Raw genomic sequence first — 17,906 nt, forward strand, 5'->3', positions numbered from 1 at the left:
CCTTCGGTTGTTTCCCTATAGGCTATTTTTTGATATACCTCTTTTGAAATCTCAATGATTTCTAGTTTTAATGTAACCGATTGTAAGAGTTCCTTGATTTCTGAAAAGGAAATAATAGATGGTTCAAATAAAACCTGCTCAATCACATAGTTGCCTTTCACTGCCAGTTGAAGCTCACGTAACCCTTCAAGAACAAAAAGCCCCGTTTTCTTTCGTTCACGGGACTTTTCTTTTAATAAGATTATATTTTTAATCAGCTTGTTCTGTGTGCTGCTGATATTTTTTGTGCCATCCATAGATACAAAGGTACACGAATCAATAAAAAAGACATTTTATTTTCCGTTGTACTTGCCCATATATCTTTTCCATAATTCTGTCTGATGGGTTTCTAAAGATATATTTCTTCCATCAATAAATGCATGAGTTAGTTGATTGGTGCGCATATCCAAGGCATCTCCTTCAGAAATAAACAAAGTAGCACTTTTACCAATTGCCAAGGTTCCATATTCTGCATCTATACCTAAAATCTTGGCATTGTTACCTGTAAGCATTTGTAGAGCTTTTTCTTTATCCATTCCTTGTCCCACAACCTGGCCAGCATAAAATGGAAGGTTTCTTGTTTGAAAATTTTCTGCATGCGCATTTTGTAAACCAACCAAAAGCCCAGCATCCATTAATAATTTTGGTAATTTGTATGGATAATCATAATCATCATCGTCATAACTTGGAAGGTCATGAGTGTAACCCACAAGCACGGGAATATTATTATCTTTCAAAAAGTTAGTTATTTTGGGAGCCTCATAGCCCCCAATTAAAACAATTTCCTGTATTCCAGTATTTTTAAGAGTGGAAATGGCATCTATGATTTCTTTTTCTCTTTCTGCGTAAACGTAGAGTTTTTGTGAACCATTAAAAAGACCATGCATGGCGGCAAATCCCAGATTCATTTCACTGGAAGGGTCCATGTCATAAGCTTCGGAGCTAGCAATAAAATCTACAACTTCTTCCAATTGTTTTTGGTAGTTTTTGTTGGGGCTTAACCCTCTTGGTTCTCCCAACCACCATCTACCTCTTCTATAGGCACTGGGCCAATTTAGGTGAATACCATCATCCACTTTAATTGCTGCATCTTCCCAGTTCCAAGCATCAAATTGTACAATAGAGGATGTTCCAGAAATTCTACCACCTTGTGGTGCTATCTGTCCCAAAAGCACTCCATTTGGACGCATACTTTCTACCACTTTGGATTCAGCATTATATGCAATTAAACTGCGTACATGCGGAATAAAATCACCAATTTCATCTTGGTCATTACTTGCCCTCACGGCATTTACTTCTATTAGTCCCAAAGATTTAGCTGGTGCAATTATGCCGGGGTATACATGCTTGCCAGATGCATCAATTATGGTTCCTTTTGTGGCCACCGCATTGCCTAATGCTGTAATTTTTCCATTTTCAAAAACTAGTGTACAGTTTTCAACAATAGTGCCATCCCCAATATGGGCAATTGCTCCAGTTATGGAAATAGCTTCGGTTTGCTTATTGGCTGGTGTTTGTTGAGCATAGGAACTTCCTATAAAAACAAGCAACACAGCTACTAGTATATTTTTTATTTTTTTCATCTTCTTATATTTTATAAACTATCACAATGAAAACTCTCTTTTTTACTTTGCTTAGGCCCCTGCATTTTTCCACCACCACTTTTTTCTTTCAACATCATATGTATCAAGGTATTTCTTTCTTTTTTGATGGCTTCTCGCTGTTGCTTGTCTTTTTCCAAGTCAAAATAGATGGTTCCTTCTATCATGGTTTTTTCAGCTTTTGCATAAACAGATAATGGATGGTCTGTCCATAAAACCAAATCTGCTACTTTCCCTTCTTTAATACTTCCTACCTTATCATCGATATGTAATAGTTTTGCTGGGTTCAAGGTGACAGTTTTCCACGCTTCTGTTTCGGATAGGCCACCATATTTAACTGTTTTCCCAGCTTCTTGATTTAATCTTCTGGACATTTCAGCATCATCACTGTTAATGGCAACGGTAATTCCCTGACTGTGCATAATAGCCGCATTATATGGAATAGCATCATTCACTTCATATTTATAGGCCCACCAGTCACTAAAAGTAGAACCTCCTACACCATGTTTTGCCATTTTGTCCGCAACTTTATAACCTTCCAAAATATGTGTGAACGTATTAATAGTAAAACCAAATTTCTCTGCTACTTTCATAGCCATATTTATTTCGCTTTGCACATAAGAATGACAGCTAATAAAACGCTCTCCATTCAATATTTCAGCTAAAGTTTCCATTTCCTCATCATATCTATATGGCTTTCCACTTTTCTTCTTAGTATCGTATTCTTTTGCCATTTGAAAGTAATTGGTAAATACTTGTTCAACACCCATTCTGGTTTGTGGAAACCTGCTAAAGCTCTGCCAGTTAGATTGCTTTACATTTTCTCCCAAAGCAAATTTTATAAATTTAGGAGCATTGGGATATATCATATTTTCAGCACTTTCGCCCCATTTTAACTTTAGAATGGCAGAACGTCCTCCAATAGGATTGGCAGAACCGTGCAGTAGTTGAATGGTGGTAACGCCACCAGCTAAATCCCTATAGATTCCCATATGTTCTGGGTCAATAACATCAGTCATTTTTACTTCCGCAGAGGAGTTGTGCCCAGCCTCATTTATTGCTAGAGCAGCAATATGCGAATGTTCATCCACAATCCCAGCTGTTAAGTGTTTACCGGTCGCATCTACCACTGTGGCATTGCCGCCATTTAAATTAGTGCCAATCTTTACAATTTTACCATCTTTTACAAGCACATCTGTGTTTTCTATAACTCCAGCTTCCTCACCTGTCCAAACAGTGGCATTTTTAAATAAGGTGTTTTGTGATTTAGGTTTACTTGCATAGCCATAACCTACATTTGGAAAAGTAATCGGCATTACTGTTGGTGTTTCCTTTTCTTTGCTTTCTTTTTCTTTTTTAGAAAAGGTTGATGTTTTAATAGCTTTAAAAGTGGATTCCGTTCCGTTTGGTAAAACTAACTTACCATCAATATTGTCAGATTTTTTTGACACCAAACCAGTCATTCGATAAGGTTTGTCATTAGAGTCTGTGAAAGAAAAATCCAACCAATTGTTCTTATAGGCCAATTTTCCTTTTAGTTTTATGGTGTCTTGTTTAATTTCCAATTTTGGTTTGGCTGGCTCACCACTTATGGAAAGACTATAGGTAAGTCCACCTACAGATAAGTCATAAGTGCCACGAATGTCTTTTTGATTTTTATCATGGATAACATTTTTAGTGCCCTGTACCCAGTTCTCATAGAGAATGGTTTCTTTATCAAAGACATCTCCAGAAGTAATTAAAAAATTAGCGTAACTACCTACTTGTAAGGTTCCAATTTTACTTGACTTCCCTAAAATTGATGCCGGAACGGTTGTCAACGCTTCCAAAGCCTTTGTTTTTGGAAGTCCGTATTCAATGGCTTTTAATAAGTTGGATTTAAATTTGGAAGCTGATTTTAAATCGAACAAAGTAAAAGAAAAAGAAATACCATTTTCAGCAAGGACTTTTGGATTGGATGGAGCTTGGTTCCATTTTCTCATATCCTGTAAAGAAACAAGATTCGCTTCATAAGGATTGGATACATCATATGCAGCCGGAAAGTTGATAGGGACAATTAATTTGGCGTTTGTAGCTTTAATGTCTGCAATATTCTCATACTCATTTCCTCCCGCAACAATTGCATATTGAACATTGTTGGCATCACCAATTTTATCTGCTCTTAAAATGTTGTTCTTATCCTTGGCCTCAAAAATTTGAACCAAACCTTTATTCTCCAACAATGCCTCTATAGAACGGTCTTTGGTTGAAGAATTACCTTTAGAATACCAATCTGCATCAGAATAAAACTGGCGCAAAAGTGCCATGGCTCCCATTAAAGAAGATGGGTACGATTGTCTTTTGGCAATGCTCTTGGTAAAAGAAAAATATTGGGCGGATTTATCGTCCAAAACCCTGTCCCCATCGTTCCCAGTTCCGTTCAAGGCAACCAAAACACCCGTGCCACGGGCAATACCGTCTTGGATATGAGAGTTTACAACCCCAAAACCTGCATCTCTTAACTCTTTTGCTTTTTTGTCATCATACATAAAAACGCTGATAGCTGCATTTTCTGGCATAATATGATCGTTCCAATAAAAGCCTTCTCTACTAGGTTCATACTGTGCAGATCTGCCACCACTTGGAGCGCGCTTGGGTTTAGCTACACCAAAATCAGAATAAATATCAATAAAAGACGGGTATACTGATTTTCCTTCCAAATCTACTACAACAGAATTTTTTGGAATGGTAATGGATTTGCCTACTTGTACCACTTTTCCATTCTGGATAAGCAGTGTGGCATTGTCCAACACTTGGGTTGGAGCCACATAAATTTTAGCATGTGTAAATGCTGTGTAATTGTTGTTCTTTGATTTTACACCATCATTTTTTGGGAAATAATCTTGTGCAAACAAAGAAATACCGCACCAAAGCATGGCGAGCAGTAGAAGTTTCATTTTCATATTGAGTGTAATTAAGTTAATTAGCCTCACTAAAGATAAGAGAAGTGATGATAATATAACTAATATGACACTCTTTTTTATGCCTATAACTTTTTGGAAGAGAAAAACTGATTATATGGAAATATTTAGCTTTCCTTTTACATGATATGCAATGAGTAAGTCCACCACACCACCATAGCTTTTAATTCCCTCTTTTTGACTATTGGCCTTTAAGAAAGAACTGTAGAATTTTTTAATATAGGGCTCCAAAGGATTTTCATACTTTTTGTTGTTTTCAACAGATTCTTGGTAATTCCTAAAAATGCCACTATTAATGGTATTTCTTATTTTTTGAAATGCAGCATCATCTCTAATTCGGATTTTTATAAGACAATCGTTTAAAATACTGGTCAAAGCTGAATATTGAAAATAAGCATCATCTTGATTGATGGCTGCCAAGAAGCCAATAAAACTAGCCTCATTTTCAGCGGCATACCCAATTTGGTGTGCTACTTCATGAGAAGCGACATAAGGAAAATAGTAGTCGGTAATATTGGTATTCAATTGGGCTTCTAATGTAAAAGGATTTAAGTGTCCAGAAGTGCCCATATAGGACAAAGGAGTGCTAAACATAGATTTTTTAATGCTTTGCGGTCTGTATGGTTTAAAAAATGGGTTTTCCTCCATTTTTTGATACCCATTACGTGTCATGGCCAATATTTCTTTATGACTGTATGGAACAACCACCGCTTTGGCTGTATCGCCCATAATTGAAAATTGCAAGGCATTTGTTTTTTTAATGATGTTTTCTGTAAAGGAAAGTAAGTCTTCATCAGAATATTTCCAGTCTTCAGTAATTCCCAGTTTTTCTTTTACTGGGATTCGATAATAATTTAATCCCCAGAGAAAATTGAAAAAGAAATAGGCGATTGAGAGCACAAAAAAAATGTTCCGAACAAAAATTTTTGGTTTTGAACGAATGTATCTTCTCTTGATGATGAGATAGCGAGCCAAGAAAAAGATTGCAATGGCAATTAAAATATCTCCAATTGAAAAAGGAATCCACCCAAGAAGTGTCCGTGAGATTTTGGATATGATTGGATATAACCCATTACTATAATATTTCTCAACTATCTCGGGGTGGCTTCCAAGCCATTTTACCAATAATATTTGCGGGATTATTGAGATTGCAATATAATTTTTAGTCCTATTGTTCATTAAACCAAAAATAGCCAATTAATCCAGATAGTTTCTTGGCAATACTTTATTTTTGGCAGCAACTTAACATTCTATGAGTAAAGAAATTCGTCAATTGGAACCAAAAGAGGTGTGGAACAAATTTGCTGATTTAAATGCAGTTCCAAGACCATCAAAAAAGGAAGAAAAAGTAATTCAATTTATGTTGGATTATGGAAACTCGTTACAATTAGAGACCTTTAAAGATGATGTTGGTAATGTCATTATCAGGAAACCTGCCACTATTGGTATGGAAAACAGAAAAATAATTACGTTACAGTCTCATTTAGATATGGTGCATCAAAAAAATGCAGATACTAATTTTGATTTTGACAGTCAAGGTATACAAATGTATGTAGATGGAGGTTGGGTACGAGCAAAAGGAACAACTTTAGGAGCCGATAATGGTCTTGGTGTCGCTACAATAATGGCTTTGTTAGAAAGTACGGATATTGCCCACCCTCCACTTGAAGCCCTGTTCACAATTGATGAAGAAACGGGAATGACTGGTGCCATGGGGTTAAAAGCTGGGGTTCTTAAAGGTGAAATATTACTCAATTTAGATACTGAAGAGGATGATGAATTGGATATTGGTTGTGCTGGTGGAATTGATGTTACCGTTACAGGAGAATATGTAGAAGAAAATGTTCTAAATAATGTGATTGGGTATCAACTTATCGTAAAAGGTTTAAATGGTGGTCATAGCGGAATTGAGATTCATAAGGGTTTAGGGAATGCCAACAAAATAATGAATCGTTTACTGTATAATGCCACCGAGCATTACGGGATTGGGATTTCTGAAATTAATGGGGGAGGACTTAGAAATGCGATTCCTCGCGAGAGTTTTTCTAAAATTGTAGTTGATGCTTCTAAAAAGAGTGTTATTGAAGATAGTTTAATAGAATGGAGTACTACAATAATGAACGAACTATCTGTTATGGAACCAAACCTATCAATTAACATACAAGAAATTGATGTTCCAAAAAAAGTTATGGGTCATGAGGTTCAAAAGAAATTATTAAAGGCAATTTATGCTTCTCACAATGGAGTGTATGCTATGAGTGCTTCTATCAAAGATTTGGTTGAAACATCAAATAATTTGGCTAGGGTAGTGGTAAAGGATGGAAACATTAAAATAGGATGTTTAACCCGTTCATCTGTGAATTCGGCCAAAATGGATTTGGCAAATGCACTAAAATCAACTTTTGAACTGGCAGATTGTTCAGTAACCTTTGGAGGTGATTATCCAGGTTGGAATCCAAATCCTGATTCTGATATTCTAAAAGTACTTGAATCTCAATATGAATTACTTTTTAGCGAGAAACCAAAAGTGGCTGCATGCCATGCTGGACTTGAGTGTGGTATTTTAGGGCAGAATTACCCTAATATGGATATGATTAGTTTTGGCCCCACCATAGAAGGTGCTCATTCACCAGATGAACGGGTAAATATATCTTCTGTTCAAAAATTCTGGAAATTCGTTTTGCAGATTCTTAAGAATATTCCCGAGCAATAAAATTATTTATTATAGGAAGGATTTTTTTTCTTTATTTCTGCTCGTACCATGGTACCAGATTGTGTTAGATCATCTGCGCTCCATCCTCCTAATGTACTGGAATTTGGTTTTAAAGCCGCTGCCAGTTCTTCTTTATCGGCAATGGACCAGTTGCACCAAGAGATTTTATTTTGATCCAAGAAACTCCACCAAACTCCAGCCTCTGTCTCATCTATGGATTCGTCTCCAGAAGCCTGTGTTACCCCATATTCTGTTATAAATAAAGGAATATTATTGTCTATTGCCAATTGGGCAATATCCCTTAATTCTTGTTTGTGGGTTGCGGCATAATAATGCAAAGTATAAGCCACATTGTCATCATCTATTTTATTGCCAATAACCTCGTCTACTCTTTGAGACCAAGTCCTAGTACCACAAATTATAATGTTATCAGAATCATACGTTCTAATAGAAGCAATAACTTCTTCATGATAAGGTTTAAGGACAGCACTCCATGATACATCCAATGGTTCGTTATAAGGTTCATATATAATGTTGGGATAATTACCATATTTTTCTGCAACTTCGGCAAAAAAAGCTTTGGCTTCTGCAACATAATCTTCCGCATGATGGCTATGCCAATCTACAATAACATAAATACCTTCTTCAATAGCTGCATCTATTACTGTAAATATTTTTTGTTTTTCAATTTCTGGATTGGCTATGTAGCCATTACCACCTTCCTCAACAGCCAAAGCTGCTCTTACCACTGTGCATTGCCAGTCATCTTTAAGCCATTTAACAACTTCTGGTGTATAATATTTGCCAATCCATTGACTCCAAAAAAATGACATTCCCCTTAGCTGTACTGGATTTCCATCTTTGTCAACAATTTTACTGCCATCTACGCTTAGTTGCCCATATTGTTCCACAACAGAATTAAATACTGGAGTTTCACTTTCTATTTCTTCTTCACCTTCCTCTTGCCCTACTTCATTTTCTTCATTTTGTTCTTCTGCAACCTGTTGTTCTTGGTCTGGCGCCTCAGATGATGAGGAACAACCAATATACCCTATTAAGGTTAACAAAATGATAAGTGAAATGGACAGTAATCTCTTCATGCTACAGCGATTATAATAAAATTATTACTCTACAATTTCCATATCGAAAACCAGATGGGAATTTCCAGGAATGGGACCGTAATTACGCTCGCCATATCCTAAATGAGGTGGTACAAAAATTCTTATTTTGTCTCCTACTTTCATGGTAAGTAATGCTTCTCTAAATCCAGCTGCTAGTTGGGCTTCTGGACTATAATCCATAGGATAAGGATTATACATGCCTCCTAATCTTTTCTTTTCATCATACTTATTGTACTTTTTGTCAACTTCTTCAATATTACTATCAAAAAGGTCACCGCTTGCTTCAAAATAGCCAGCATAATATACATTGGCTTTTTCCCCAATTTTAGGCTTTTCTCCAGTTCCCTCAGTTATTTTATAAATTTTTAAACCAGAAGGAAATACCTCTGCTACCTCTTTTTGTTTAGCAATTTCAGTTAGGAAACCAGACTTCATTTCTTCAAAAGCTTTGGCTTTTATTTCTTCCTCTGCAAAATAATCGGTCATAATCTGTATGGCATCAAACTTTTTGGCGTCTTTACCATTCCTAATAATTTCTACAATACTCATTACTACCTCTGTTGTTGGTTTATTGCTTCCAGCAGTCACAGGTACATTGGCTATGGAATCCAGAACATCCATCCCCTCTATAACCTCTCCAAAAACGGCATGTTTACCATCTAACCACGGTGTTTCTTTATGTGTAATAAAAAACTGACTGCCATTAGAATTGGGTCCAGGGTTTGCCATAGATAATACCCCTTTTTTATTATGAATTAATGAATCATTTATTTCATCCATAAATTTATATCCCGGACCTCCTGTACCATTTGCCAATGGGTCACCACCTTGTATCATAAAGTCTTTCATGACTCTATGAAAAGTAAGCCCATCAAAATATTTTTTTCCTTTAAATTCATCTGATACAAAGGGACTTTTTCCCTCTGCCAAGGAAACAAAATTTGCTACCGTTAATGGTACTTTTTCATGTTCCAATTTTAAGATAATATTTCCTTTGTTTGTCTGTATGCCAGCAAAAACACCATCACCTAAATCTGCATGCTGGCTTGTCTTACAACCAACCAATGTCAAGATAACCATTAGGAACAATACATATGACTTTTTCATTTCTATTTTCATTTTGAATTTAATTTTGAATACTATCTTTTTGTTTTTCTATATGTAGGATTGATATTGTACTTTTTACAGGAACGTTTGGTCCTATTTTGTTATTGTCCCCATGGTAGCCATAAGCTAAAGATGAAGGAAATAAAAAGACCGCCGTTTCACCTTCTTTTAATACTTTAACACTATGTCTTAGGCCAGGGAAAAGGTCTTGTTTGTCCACTACATATGTAAGAACACCAATATCTTCCTTGGTATAAATAGTGTCATTTTTAAAATTGACAATATTATAATTTAGTGTGACTATATCATCTGTTTTTGGGGTGTACTGGGCAGAATCATTTTTGACCAAATAATAGAACCACGATCCACTGGAACTGTTTTGATAGAAGTGCAATGAATCCATTTTAATGATATCAGAAATCATCTTTTCTTCCATTTCCAACATTTTCTTATTTCTCTCTACAGATTCTTTGATATAACTTGCAGTTTTTACCTTAACTGGTTTTCTTGGTTCGGGACCATCACAGGCTGCACAACAAATTAATATTAAAAAGAAATATTTTTTCATTTATTTAAATCGTCTTTATATTGTTCTAATAGAGTTTTAAAATAAGCGGTTGTTTCTTCCAAGGACACATCGCTTTTCCCTCCCGCGGCATTAGTATGCCCACCTCCATCAAAATAATTTCTCGCAAATTCATTCACAGAAAAACTTCCTTCTGACCTAAAGGATATTTTAATAATTTTTTCTTCCTTATTTTCAATGAAGATGACAGCGAGGTTAATACCACTCAATGTAAGACCATAATTCACAATACCTTCCGTATCTCCTTTTTTAAAATTGTATGTATCCAGTTCATCTTGTGAAAGGGTAATGTAGGCTGTGCTGTACTCTGGTAAAATCACCATATTCTTTAAAGCACAACCCAATAGGTGTAATTTGCTGGGAGAATTGGTGTCATAGACCTTATTGTGAATCTTTGTATTATCGGCGCCCTTATCAATAAGATGGGCAACAACGTTATGGGTTCTACTGGTAGTGGATTTATATTTAAAAGAACCTGTATCTGTCATTATCCCTGTATATAGACAACTTGCTATATCTGAAGAAATTTTATCTACATCACCTAAAAATTCGATAAAATTATAGACCATTTCACAGGTTGAGCTCATGCTAACATCAGAATACATAATCTTAGCATAATCTGATGGCTCTTGATGGTGATCTATCATTATAAATGTAGCTGAGGATTCTTCAGCTAAAGATTGTAGTTGTCCTATTCTGCCTAAATGATTAAAATCTAATGTAAAAATCAATGTAGCTTCATGAAATAACTTTTTTGCCCCTATTGAATTAGTTTCAAAATTTACAATTTCTTCATTTCCAGGCATCCATTTTAGAAAATCTGGATAATCATTAGGGGAAACAATAGCTGCTTGTTGCCCTTTACTTTTTAAGTAGTGCCATAATCCCAATGTAGAACCAACAGCGTCTCCATCGGGGTTTTTATGAGGTATAATAACGATTTTTTGTTCTTTGGAAAGTAGCTCCTTAGTGACCTGTATGTCCTCTAAATTCATGCATCCAAAGATACAATTTTATAACATAGTCGTGCATCCAAGCTTCTCTTTTTTGATAGAATAGAAGTAGCAAATACTTGCGCGGCGTACAATTATTACATTAAACATATTGTTGTACGTTGCCTGTATATAACGTATTTTTGCGCAAAATTTTATGAAATGATTACAAACAGAACCTTTACAATGATTAAGCCCGATGCTGTTGAGAACGGCCATATTGGAGCTATTTTAGAAAAAATAACTTCTGCCGGTTTTAAGATTGTGGCTATGAAATATACCCAATTGAGCAAAAGAGATGCTCAAGAATTCTATGCAATTCATAAAGAACGTCCATTTTATGGTGAATTGGTAGGGTTTATGACAAGAGGCCCTATTGTTGCTGCTATTTTGGAAAAGGAAAATGCCGTGGAAGATTTTAGAGTATTGATAGGTGCAACTAACCCAGCTGAAGCTGCTGAGGGTACAATTAGAAAGTTATTTGCTACAGATATTGCAGAAAATGCTGTTCACGGTTCCGATAGTGATGAGAATGCTGCAATAGAGGGTTCTTTTCATTTTTCAGGAAGAGAAGTATACTAGAAATAAGAAATGTAAATAAAAAAAGCTGTCCATAGGACAGCTTTTTTTTGTTATCTAAGAACTAATTTTTTTACAAGTTCCTTGCCCAATTCCTCATTTATCATGGTAATTATTTTAGATTTTCCATGACTTAATTCTTCTCTTAGAACTGATGATGATAAGGAGATAAACAAGGTTTCATTTCTTAGTTCAATGGCGGTTGTATAATTGTTAACTCCATTACCCATTAAACTTTTCCATGCTTCACGGGCATTCACCTTATCCATACCCTTTTCCAAATTGTTCTTTTTAATGAACTCTTGTAAGGCTCCACTTAGTGGTATAGGGGTATTTTCTCTTTTTGCCATTACTCTTTAATATTGATGGGTTGAAATCTTCGATAGTTATAAGTTACATTTTCTTCATTGCGCACTAAAAAATTTGTTTCAGAAATAGCAATTAGTTGTTCCGTCCAATCACTTAAATTGGTTTTGTAATACATTTTATAGACACCATTAGTTTCTAGAATTGTAAAGAATTCTGCATTGTTAGATGTTGTAAAAGAACCATCAAACTTTGGTTGCATTTTTTTTCTAAATCCTTTTAAGTCATTCACCTCAATATAATCAACACTTGTATTTACTTTATACTCTTTTGTGCTTCCGTCTTGGAAAGTTACAGTATCTATTTCCCAATAACCATTTAAATGTGTTAAATCCTCTAGGGAGATTTTTTTGGCACATGCAGAGAAGAGAAATAGTAATAAAATTATGAAAGTTGAGCGCATTTTACAATTTAAATATTTTATAAGATTGATGGGTGTTTTTTACCACATTTTCAGTTCTATCTGGATGCGTGTCGCTTATAAAAATCTGCCCAAAATGTGAATCATCCACCATGTTTACTATATGCGCTACCCTGTTTTCATCTAACTTGTCAAAAATATCATCTAAAATTAAAATGGGGGTTGTCTGTGCCTGATTTTTTATAAAATTGAATTGAGCCAGTTTTAAGGCAATTAGAAATGATTTTTGCTGTCCCTGACTGCCGAATTTTTTAATAGCATGGTCTTCTATCCTAAAGTCCAAATCGTCCTTATGTATGCCCACGCTTGTGTATTGCAGAGCTCTGTCTTTATCTACATTCTGTTCCAACAATGATTTTAAATCTGCTTGAAGCAATTTACTATCATAGGAGAGCGAAACCAGTTCACTTCCACCCGAAATTTTCTCATACTGTTCTCTAAAAATGGGAATAAAGGTTTTTAAAAAAGCAGCACGTTTTTTAAAAATTTCAGAACCATAGACCTGTAACTGTTCATTGTAGACTTCCAAAGTGGTTTTGTCATAAGTCTGGTTTATCGCAAAGTACTTTAAGAGGGAATTCCTTTGCCCCAGGACCTTATTATAATTAATCAGGTCTTTAAGGTATCTTTGGTCTGATTGTGATATTACCCCATCCATAAACTTCCTACGGGTATCACTACCTTCTACAATGAGGTCTCTATCCGCGGGCGATATAATGACCAAAGGAAGAAAACCAATATGTTCGGAAAACTTTTCATAAGCTTTTCCGTTTCGTTTTATCACCTTTTTCATGCCTCGTTTAAGGCTGCATATAATTTTTTCTTCCCTTTCATTTTTTTCAAACTCACCATCAACAACAAAAAAATCGGCACCGTGCTTAATGTTTTGGGTGGCAACAGGATTAAAGTAGCTTTTACCAAAAGAAAGATGGTAAATAGCATCTAGAGCATTGGTTTTTCCTACGCCATTATTACCAACAAAACAGTTGATTTTAGCATCGAATTCAAAATTTTTAGAGTCGAAATTTTTGTAATTAATAAGTGATAATTTCTTCAGAAACATTCAGAGAGAACAAAAGTTTATTTTCAAGTGTAAATGAGTAAGCCGCAAAATATCCAAAAATAACGAATAATTTACCTTTTGTTTTTGGATAAAAACTTTATTTTTGCCCGATTAATAAAATTAATAATGGCTACATACAAGAAGCGCGGATACAAACCTAAGAGTAAAGCGGAGGAGATTGAGTTGGATGAACAAAACAGTACAACAGCTGAGGTTTTTAGTACGTTGGATGAAAGTGCATCTAAGACAGAAGAATGGGTTTCCAAAAACCAAAATTATATACTAGGGGTAATAGGAGTCATTGCTTTAGCTGTTTTAGGCTATTTGGCCTATATGCAGTTTGTGCAAAAACCAAAAGATGCCAATGCCGCCAATGAAATGTATTATCCTCAACAATATTTTGACCAAGCAGTAAATGGAGCTGGTGCTGAAAGAGATTCACTTTATAATTTAGCTTTGAACGGAGCGGACGGTAAATATGGTTTTTTGGATATTATTGAGGAATATAAAGGAACTAAATCTGCCAATATTGCTACATATTCTGCTGGCATGGCTTATTTAAATATGCAACAATATGATAATGCAATTGATTATTTAGAGGATTTTTCTTCTGATGATGCTATTTTAGGTGCCTTGGCAAAGGGAGGACTAGGGGATGCTTTTATGCAATTGAACCAACCTGAAGATGCTTTGGGGTACTATGAAAAAGCTATTTCGCATAATGCAAACGATTATACTACACCAAAATTTTTGTATAAGGCTGGTGTTGTTGCATTGGAATTAGGTCAGAACGAAAAGGCGTTGAAGTATTTCCAAAGAATAAAAGATGATTTTTCAACTTCTGACGAAGCAACTACAATAGATGCATTTATAGGAAAGGCTAAAAGCAATTAAAAATGGCCACGGCTAATAAAAATTTATCGGTTTACGATAAAACAACAATCCCAAACGCGAAAGATTTTCGGTTTGGGATTGTTGTTTCTGAGTGGAATCCTAAAATAACTGAAGGCCTTTTTAAGGGAGCCTTTGAAGCTTTACTAGACTGCGGCGCAAAAGAAGAAGACATTCTTAGATGGAATGTTCCTGGGAGTTTTGAACTAGTTTTTGGTTGCAAAAAAATGATTGATGAACAAAAAGTAGATGCTATCATTGCTATTGGGAGTGTCATACAAGGGGAGACCAAACATTTTGATTTTGTATGCAGTGCTACTGCTCAAGGAATAAAAGATCTTAATGTATTGCATAATGTTCCTGTTATATTCTGTGTACTAACAGACAATAACATGCAACAAGCCATAGAACGTAGTGGGGGTATTCACGGAAATAAAGGAACCGAAGCTGCTATTGCTGCCATAAAAATGGCTGCTTTAGGATAATAAGGGTGCTATTATATCCTTATGATGTTAACAATTTTTGGCATCTGTTTACACTAGTTTTTTCTCATTTTAAGTAACTTTGGAGCAATGGGTGTCTTTCGAAAATTTTTAAAAGGTAAAAACAAAAAGTATAGCTACTCTCCACGTTATTATGATGATAAGGGTAAGGGAAGTCCATTTAAAATGGAACCTAGGTTAGACCAATTTAGAAGTACTGCACAATCTAATCGTGGCTTAAAACGTAAATTGACCAATGCGATGGAAGATTTGAAAAGATCTGGAGACCGCAACCTTAAGGTTAGAATGACAATAATAATTGCCATTTTAATTTTAATTTTTCTTTATATAATTGATTTTGACCTATCCATATTCTATAAAAAATAATGACAAATATTATAAAACTTTTGCCAGACCATGTTGCCAACCAAATTGCAGCAGGAGAAGTTGTTCAACGACCGGCATCTGTTGTTAAGGAATTATTGGAGAATGCCATTGATGCAGGGGCAACATCTATTAAATTAATAATAAAAGATGGCGGTAAAGTTCTCATACAAGTCGTGGACAACGGTATTGGTATGAGTGAAACTGATGCTCGACTTAGTTTTGAACGACATGCCACATCTAAAATACAAAGTGCAGAAGATTTATTTCAGCTTAATACTAAAGGTTTTAGAGGAGAGGCATTGGCCTCCATCGCCGCAATCGCTCATGTAGAAATGCACAGCAGACCAGAAAATGTTGAAGTAGGTACTCATATAAAAATAGAAGGCAGCAAGATTATTTCTCAAGAAGTAACTGTAACGCCAACAGGCACTTCTATTGCAGTTAAAAACCTTTTTTTTAATATCCCGGCGAGAAGAAATTTTTTAAAATCAAACCAAGTAGAGCTCAGGCATATTACAGATGAGTTTCATAGGGTAGCGTTGGCACACCCTTCAATAGGGTTCCATTTTTATAACAACGGAAGTGAATTGTTCAACTTGCCCGTTACAAACGTAAGGCAGCGAATTGTGCATATCTTTGGAGGTAGGTTTAATGAAAAGTTGGTTCCGGTTGAAGAAGACACTCAAGTTGTTAAAATATCTGGATTTATTTGCAAACCAGAATTTGCCAAAAAAAGCAGGGGAGAACAGTTTTTCTTTGTTAACAATAGGTTTATTAAAAGTCCTTATTTGAATCATGCTGTGGTTTCTGCTTTTGAAGGACTAATTAAAAGCACCAACCATCCTGGTTATTTTTTGTATTTGGAGGTGGATTCTAAAAGTATCGATATTAATATTCATCCAACAAAAACAGAAATAAAGTTTGATGATGAACATACAGTGTATGCAATTCTTAGGTCAACACTTAAGCATAGCTTAGGTCAGTTCAACGTAGTTCCAGCATTGGATTTTGAACATGATAAAAACTTAGAAACTCCCTATGCCTATAAAAATAAAGAAGCGGCACCACCGCAGGTTGTAGTGGATGCTGGATTTAATCCTTTTAGTGAAAACACACAGCAAAAAACTTTTTCTTCTAAAGCTAGTTACCAAAAAGAAAGTTCTAAAGGATGGGAAAATATGTTTGTAGGGTTGGAGTCAAAAGCAGGAAATGAAACTAATTTTGAAAACCTAACCTTTGAGTCCGATGTTATAACAGGTTCTATATTTAAAGAAAATGAAGATGCCGAAAGTGGAGTAGTTACCTTTCAATTAAGGCGAAAATATATTGTGACTACTATAAAATCTGGAATGGTAGTTATTGATCAAAGTAGGGCACACCAGCGAATATTATATGAGAAGTTTTTAAGAAATGCGACTATAAAGGAAGCGGTAAGTCAACAATTATTATTTCCTTTATCCCTATCTTTTTCAAAGTCTGATATTTCAATTTTAAAAGAATTGGAAGATAATTTGGTAGGCATAGGTTTTGTACTAAATGTCAGTGATGATGAAAAAGTGGAAGTTACTGGATTGCCTTTGTTGGTTCCAGAGGGTGATGTGACTATGGTTTTGGAACAAATCATTGCCGATCATCAACAGGAAATAATGGGTGATAGTTTTTCGCAAACTGATGTTTTAGCAAAAAACCTGTCAAAAACTCTATCGGTAAAGACAGGAGCGGTTTTGGATTATACATCGCAACAAGCCTTGGTAAACGATTTGTTTGCCTGTAAAGAGTCTAGGGTGAGTCCGTTTAATAAGCCTATTTATATAACGATTACTGAGAATGATATTGATAAAAAATTTAATTAGATGAGGGGAATTACAGATGCAGTAAAACATTTGATTATTATAAATGTGTTGTTTTTTGTGGCAACCTCATTGTATGGAGATCAAATGTACCAATGGTTTTCCCTTTGGTTTCCCAAGAATGAGAATTTTGGTCTTTGGCAAATAATCTCACATATGTTTATGCATGGAGGGCTTATGCATATTTTGTTCAATATGTATGCCTTATATGCCTTTGGTTCACCTCTTGAGAGAATGTGGGGACGTAACAAGTTTTTATTCTTTTATTTTTCTGCTGGGATTGGTGCTGCATTGATACATACGGGTGTTAATTACTACTATTTTAACGAGGGGATGGATGTATTAATAAATTCTGGTATGGCCAAAGCAGAAATTATGGAAATTGTTTCCAGTGGAAGATATAGTCCAGATTGGTATAACCTAGCCTCTAAAAGCACAATAGATAATTTCTTAAGTGCATATAGTACGCCTGCAGTAGGAGCTTCTGGGGCAATTTATGGAGTTTTAGTGGCATTTGGTATGTCCTATCCTAATAGCGAATTGTTCTTAATGTTTATTCCCGTTCCAGTAAAAGCTAAATATTTTATACCAGTTTTAATAGGATTAGATTTGTTTTCTGGTGTAACTGGTTATTCTATTTTTGGAAGTGGTATTGCTCATTTTGCTCACGTAGGTGGGGCATTGTTTGGTTTTATTATGATGTGGTATTGGAAAAAGAATCAGTTTAATAATAAACGTTGGAATTAGA

At 35.3% G+C, this 17,906-nt stretch carries 17 protein-coding genes and 1 pseudogene; 7 read left to right on the top strand and 11 right to left on the bottom strand.

Features of this window, described 5'->3' with window-relative positions; translation table 11 throughout:
• The 4 genes and pseudogenes from AC000W_RS03130 to AC000W_RS03145 form a co-directional block, all read right to left on the bottom strand.
• Positions 1 to 296: pseudogene (locus tag AC000W_RS03130) on the bottom strand (RNA methyltransferase); the annotation flags it as partial.
• Between the two features lie 36 nt (positions 297 to 332).
• Positions 333 to 1,622, bottom strand: coding sequence for an amidohydrolase family protein (locus tag AC000W_RS03135; RefSeq protein ID WP_474745947.1), 1,290 nt, complete (start codon positions 1,620 to 1,622; stop codon positions 333 to 335).
• Positions 1,623 to 1,633: 11 nt separating this feature from the next.
• Positions 1,634 to 4,582, bottom strand: a complete 2,949-nt coding sequence (locus AC000W_RS03140) for an amidohydrolase family protein (RefSeq protein WP_474745949.1) — start codon at positions 4,580 to 4,582, stop codon at positions 1,634 to 1,636.
• 111 nt (positions 4,583 to 4,693) lie between these two features.
• Complete coding sequence (locus AC000W_RS03145; protein ID WP_474745952.1) at positions 4,694 to 5,779, bottom strand: DUF3810 domain-containing protein; 1,086 nt, start codon at positions 5,777 to 5,779, stop codon at positions 4,694 to 4,696.
• Positions 5,780 to 5,852: 73 nt separating this feature from the next.
• On the opposite strand from AC000W_RS03145, the gene AC000W_RS03150 reads away from it, so the two are divergent.
• Positions 5,853 to 7,313 carry an aminoacyl-histidine dipeptidase gene (locus AC000W_RS03150; protein WP_474745953.1) on the top strand — a complete coding sequence of 487 codons (1,461 nt, stop codon included), beginning with the start codon at positions 5,853 to 5,855 and terminating at the stop codon, positions 7,311 to 7,313.
• Positions 7,314 to 7,315: 2 nt separating this feature from the next.
• Here the strand turns inward: AC000W_RS03150 and AC000W_RS03155 are convergent, their stop codons facing one another.
• Genes AC000W_RS03155 through AC000W_RS03170 form a run of 4 tightly spaced genes read right to left on the bottom strand, consistent with a single transcriptional unit; the run spans position 7,316 to position 11,122 of the window.
• Positions 7,316 to 8,413: a glycoside hydrolase family 5 protein gene (locus AC000W_RS03155; protein ID WP_474745954.1), complete on the bottom strand. Its 1,098-nt coding sequence runs from the start codon at positions 8,411 to 8,413 to the stop codon at positions 7,316 to 7,318.
• 24 nt (positions 8,414 to 8,437) lie between these two features.
• Positions 8,438 to 9,541, bottom strand: coding sequence for a peptidylprolyl isomerase (locus AC000W_RS03160; RefSeq protein ID WP_474745955.1), 1,104 nt, complete (start codon positions 9,539 to 9,541; stop codon positions 8,438 to 8,440).
• Positions 9,542 to 9,560: 19 nt separating this feature from the next.
• Positions 9,561 to 10,109 carry a gliding motility-associated peptidyl-prolyl isomerase GldI gene (gene gldI, locus AC000W_RS03165; protein WP_474745957.1) on the bottom strand — a complete coding sequence of 183 codons (549 nt, stop codon included), beginning with the start codon at positions 10,107 to 10,109 and terminating at the stop codon, positions 9,561 to 9,563.
• Positions 10,106 to 11,122, bottom strand: coding sequence for a DHH family phosphoesterase (locus AC000W_RS03170; RefSeq protein ID WP_474745958.1), 1,017 nt, complete (start codon positions 11,120 to 11,122; stop codon positions 10,106 to 10,108). The genes gldI and AC000W_RS03170 overlap by 4 nt, the downstream gene beginning before the upstream one ends.
• Positions 11,123 to 11,281: 159 nt before the next feature.
• Between AC000W_RS03170 and AC000W_RS03175 the strand changes: the two genes are divergently transcribed.
• Positions 11,282 to 11,701 (top strand): nucleoside-diphosphate kinase, encoded by a 420-nt coding sequence (locus AC000W_RS03175; RefSeq protein ID WP_474745959.1) that lies wholly within the window; start codon positions 11,282 to 11,284, stop codon positions 11,699 to 11,701.
• Between the two features lie 50 nt (positions 11,702 to 11,751).
• On the opposite strand, the gene AC000W_RS03180 is transcribed toward AC000W_RS03175, so the two are convergent.
• From AC000W_RS03180 to recF, 3 genes are read right to left on the bottom strand one after another with little or no spacing between them, the layout of a single operon-like run.
• Positions 11,752 to 12,048, bottom strand: a complete 297-nt coding sequence (locus tag AC000W_RS03180) for a DciA family protein (protein ID WP_474745960.1) — start codon at positions 12,046 to 12,048, stop codon at positions 11,752 to 11,754.
• Positions 12,048 to 12,467 (bottom strand): hypothetical protein, encoded by a 420-nt coding sequence (locus AC000W_RS03185; protein WP_474745961.1) that lies wholly within the window; start codon positions 12,465 to 12,467, stop codon positions 12,048 to 12,050. The genes AC000W_RS03180 and AC000W_RS03185 overlap by 1 nt, the downstream gene beginning before the upstream one ends.
• Before the next feature lies 1 nt (position 12,468).
• The gene (gene recF / locus AC000W_RS03190) at positions 12,469 to 13,548 is read right to left on the bottom strand and encodes a DNA replication/repair protein RecF (protein ID WP_474745962.1); all 1,080 of its coding nucleotides are present in this window, start codon (positions 13,546 to 13,548) and stop codon (positions 12,469 to 12,471) included.
• 126 nt (positions 13,549 to 13,674) lie between these two features.
• Here recF and AC000W_RS03195 point away from each other — a divergent pair, with 126 nt between their 5' ends.
• The 5 genes from AC000W_RS03195 (at position 13,675) to AC000W_RS03215 (ending at position 17,905) form a co-directional block, all read left to right on the top strand.
• The gene (locus AC000W_RS03195; protein ID WP_474745964.1) at positions 13,675 to 14,442 is read left to right on the top strand and encodes a tetratricopeptide repeat protein; all 768 of its coding nucleotides are present in this window, start codon (positions 13,675 to 13,677) and stop codon (positions 14,440 to 14,442) included.
• Between the two features lie 2 nt (positions 14,443 to 14,444).
• On the top strand, positions 14,445 to 14,924 hold the full coding sequence (gene ribH / locus AC000W_RS03200; protein WP_474745965.1) for a 6,7-dimethyl-8-ribityllumazine synthase: 480 nt from the start codon (positions 14,445 to 14,447) through the stop codon (positions 14,922 to 14,924).
• A gap of 87 nt (positions 14,925 to 15,011) precedes the next feature.
• Positions 15,012 to 15,308 (top strand): riboflavin synthase subunit beta, encoded by a 297-nt coding sequence (locus AC000W_RS03205; protein WP_474745966.1) that lies wholly within the window; start codon positions 15,012 to 15,014, stop codon positions 15,306 to 15,308.
• A complete protein-coding gene (mutL, locus tag AC000W_RS03210; protein ID WP_474745967.1) occupies positions 15,308 to 17,161 on the top strand; it encodes a DNA mismatch repair endonuclease MutL in 1,854 nt (617 codons plus the stop codon). Before AC000W_RS03205 ends, mutL begins: the two co-directional genes overlap by 1 nt.
• Positions 17,162 to 17,905 (top strand): rhomboid family intramembrane serine protease, encoded by a 744-nt coding sequence (locus tag AC000W_RS03215; protein ID WP_474745968.1) that lies wholly within the window; start codon positions 17,162 to 17,164, stop codon positions 17,903 to 17,905. It abuts the gene before it with no gap.
• The last annotated feature ends 1 nt before the right edge of the window (position 17,906 follow it).

Source organism: Saonia sp., assembly GCF_056326165.1.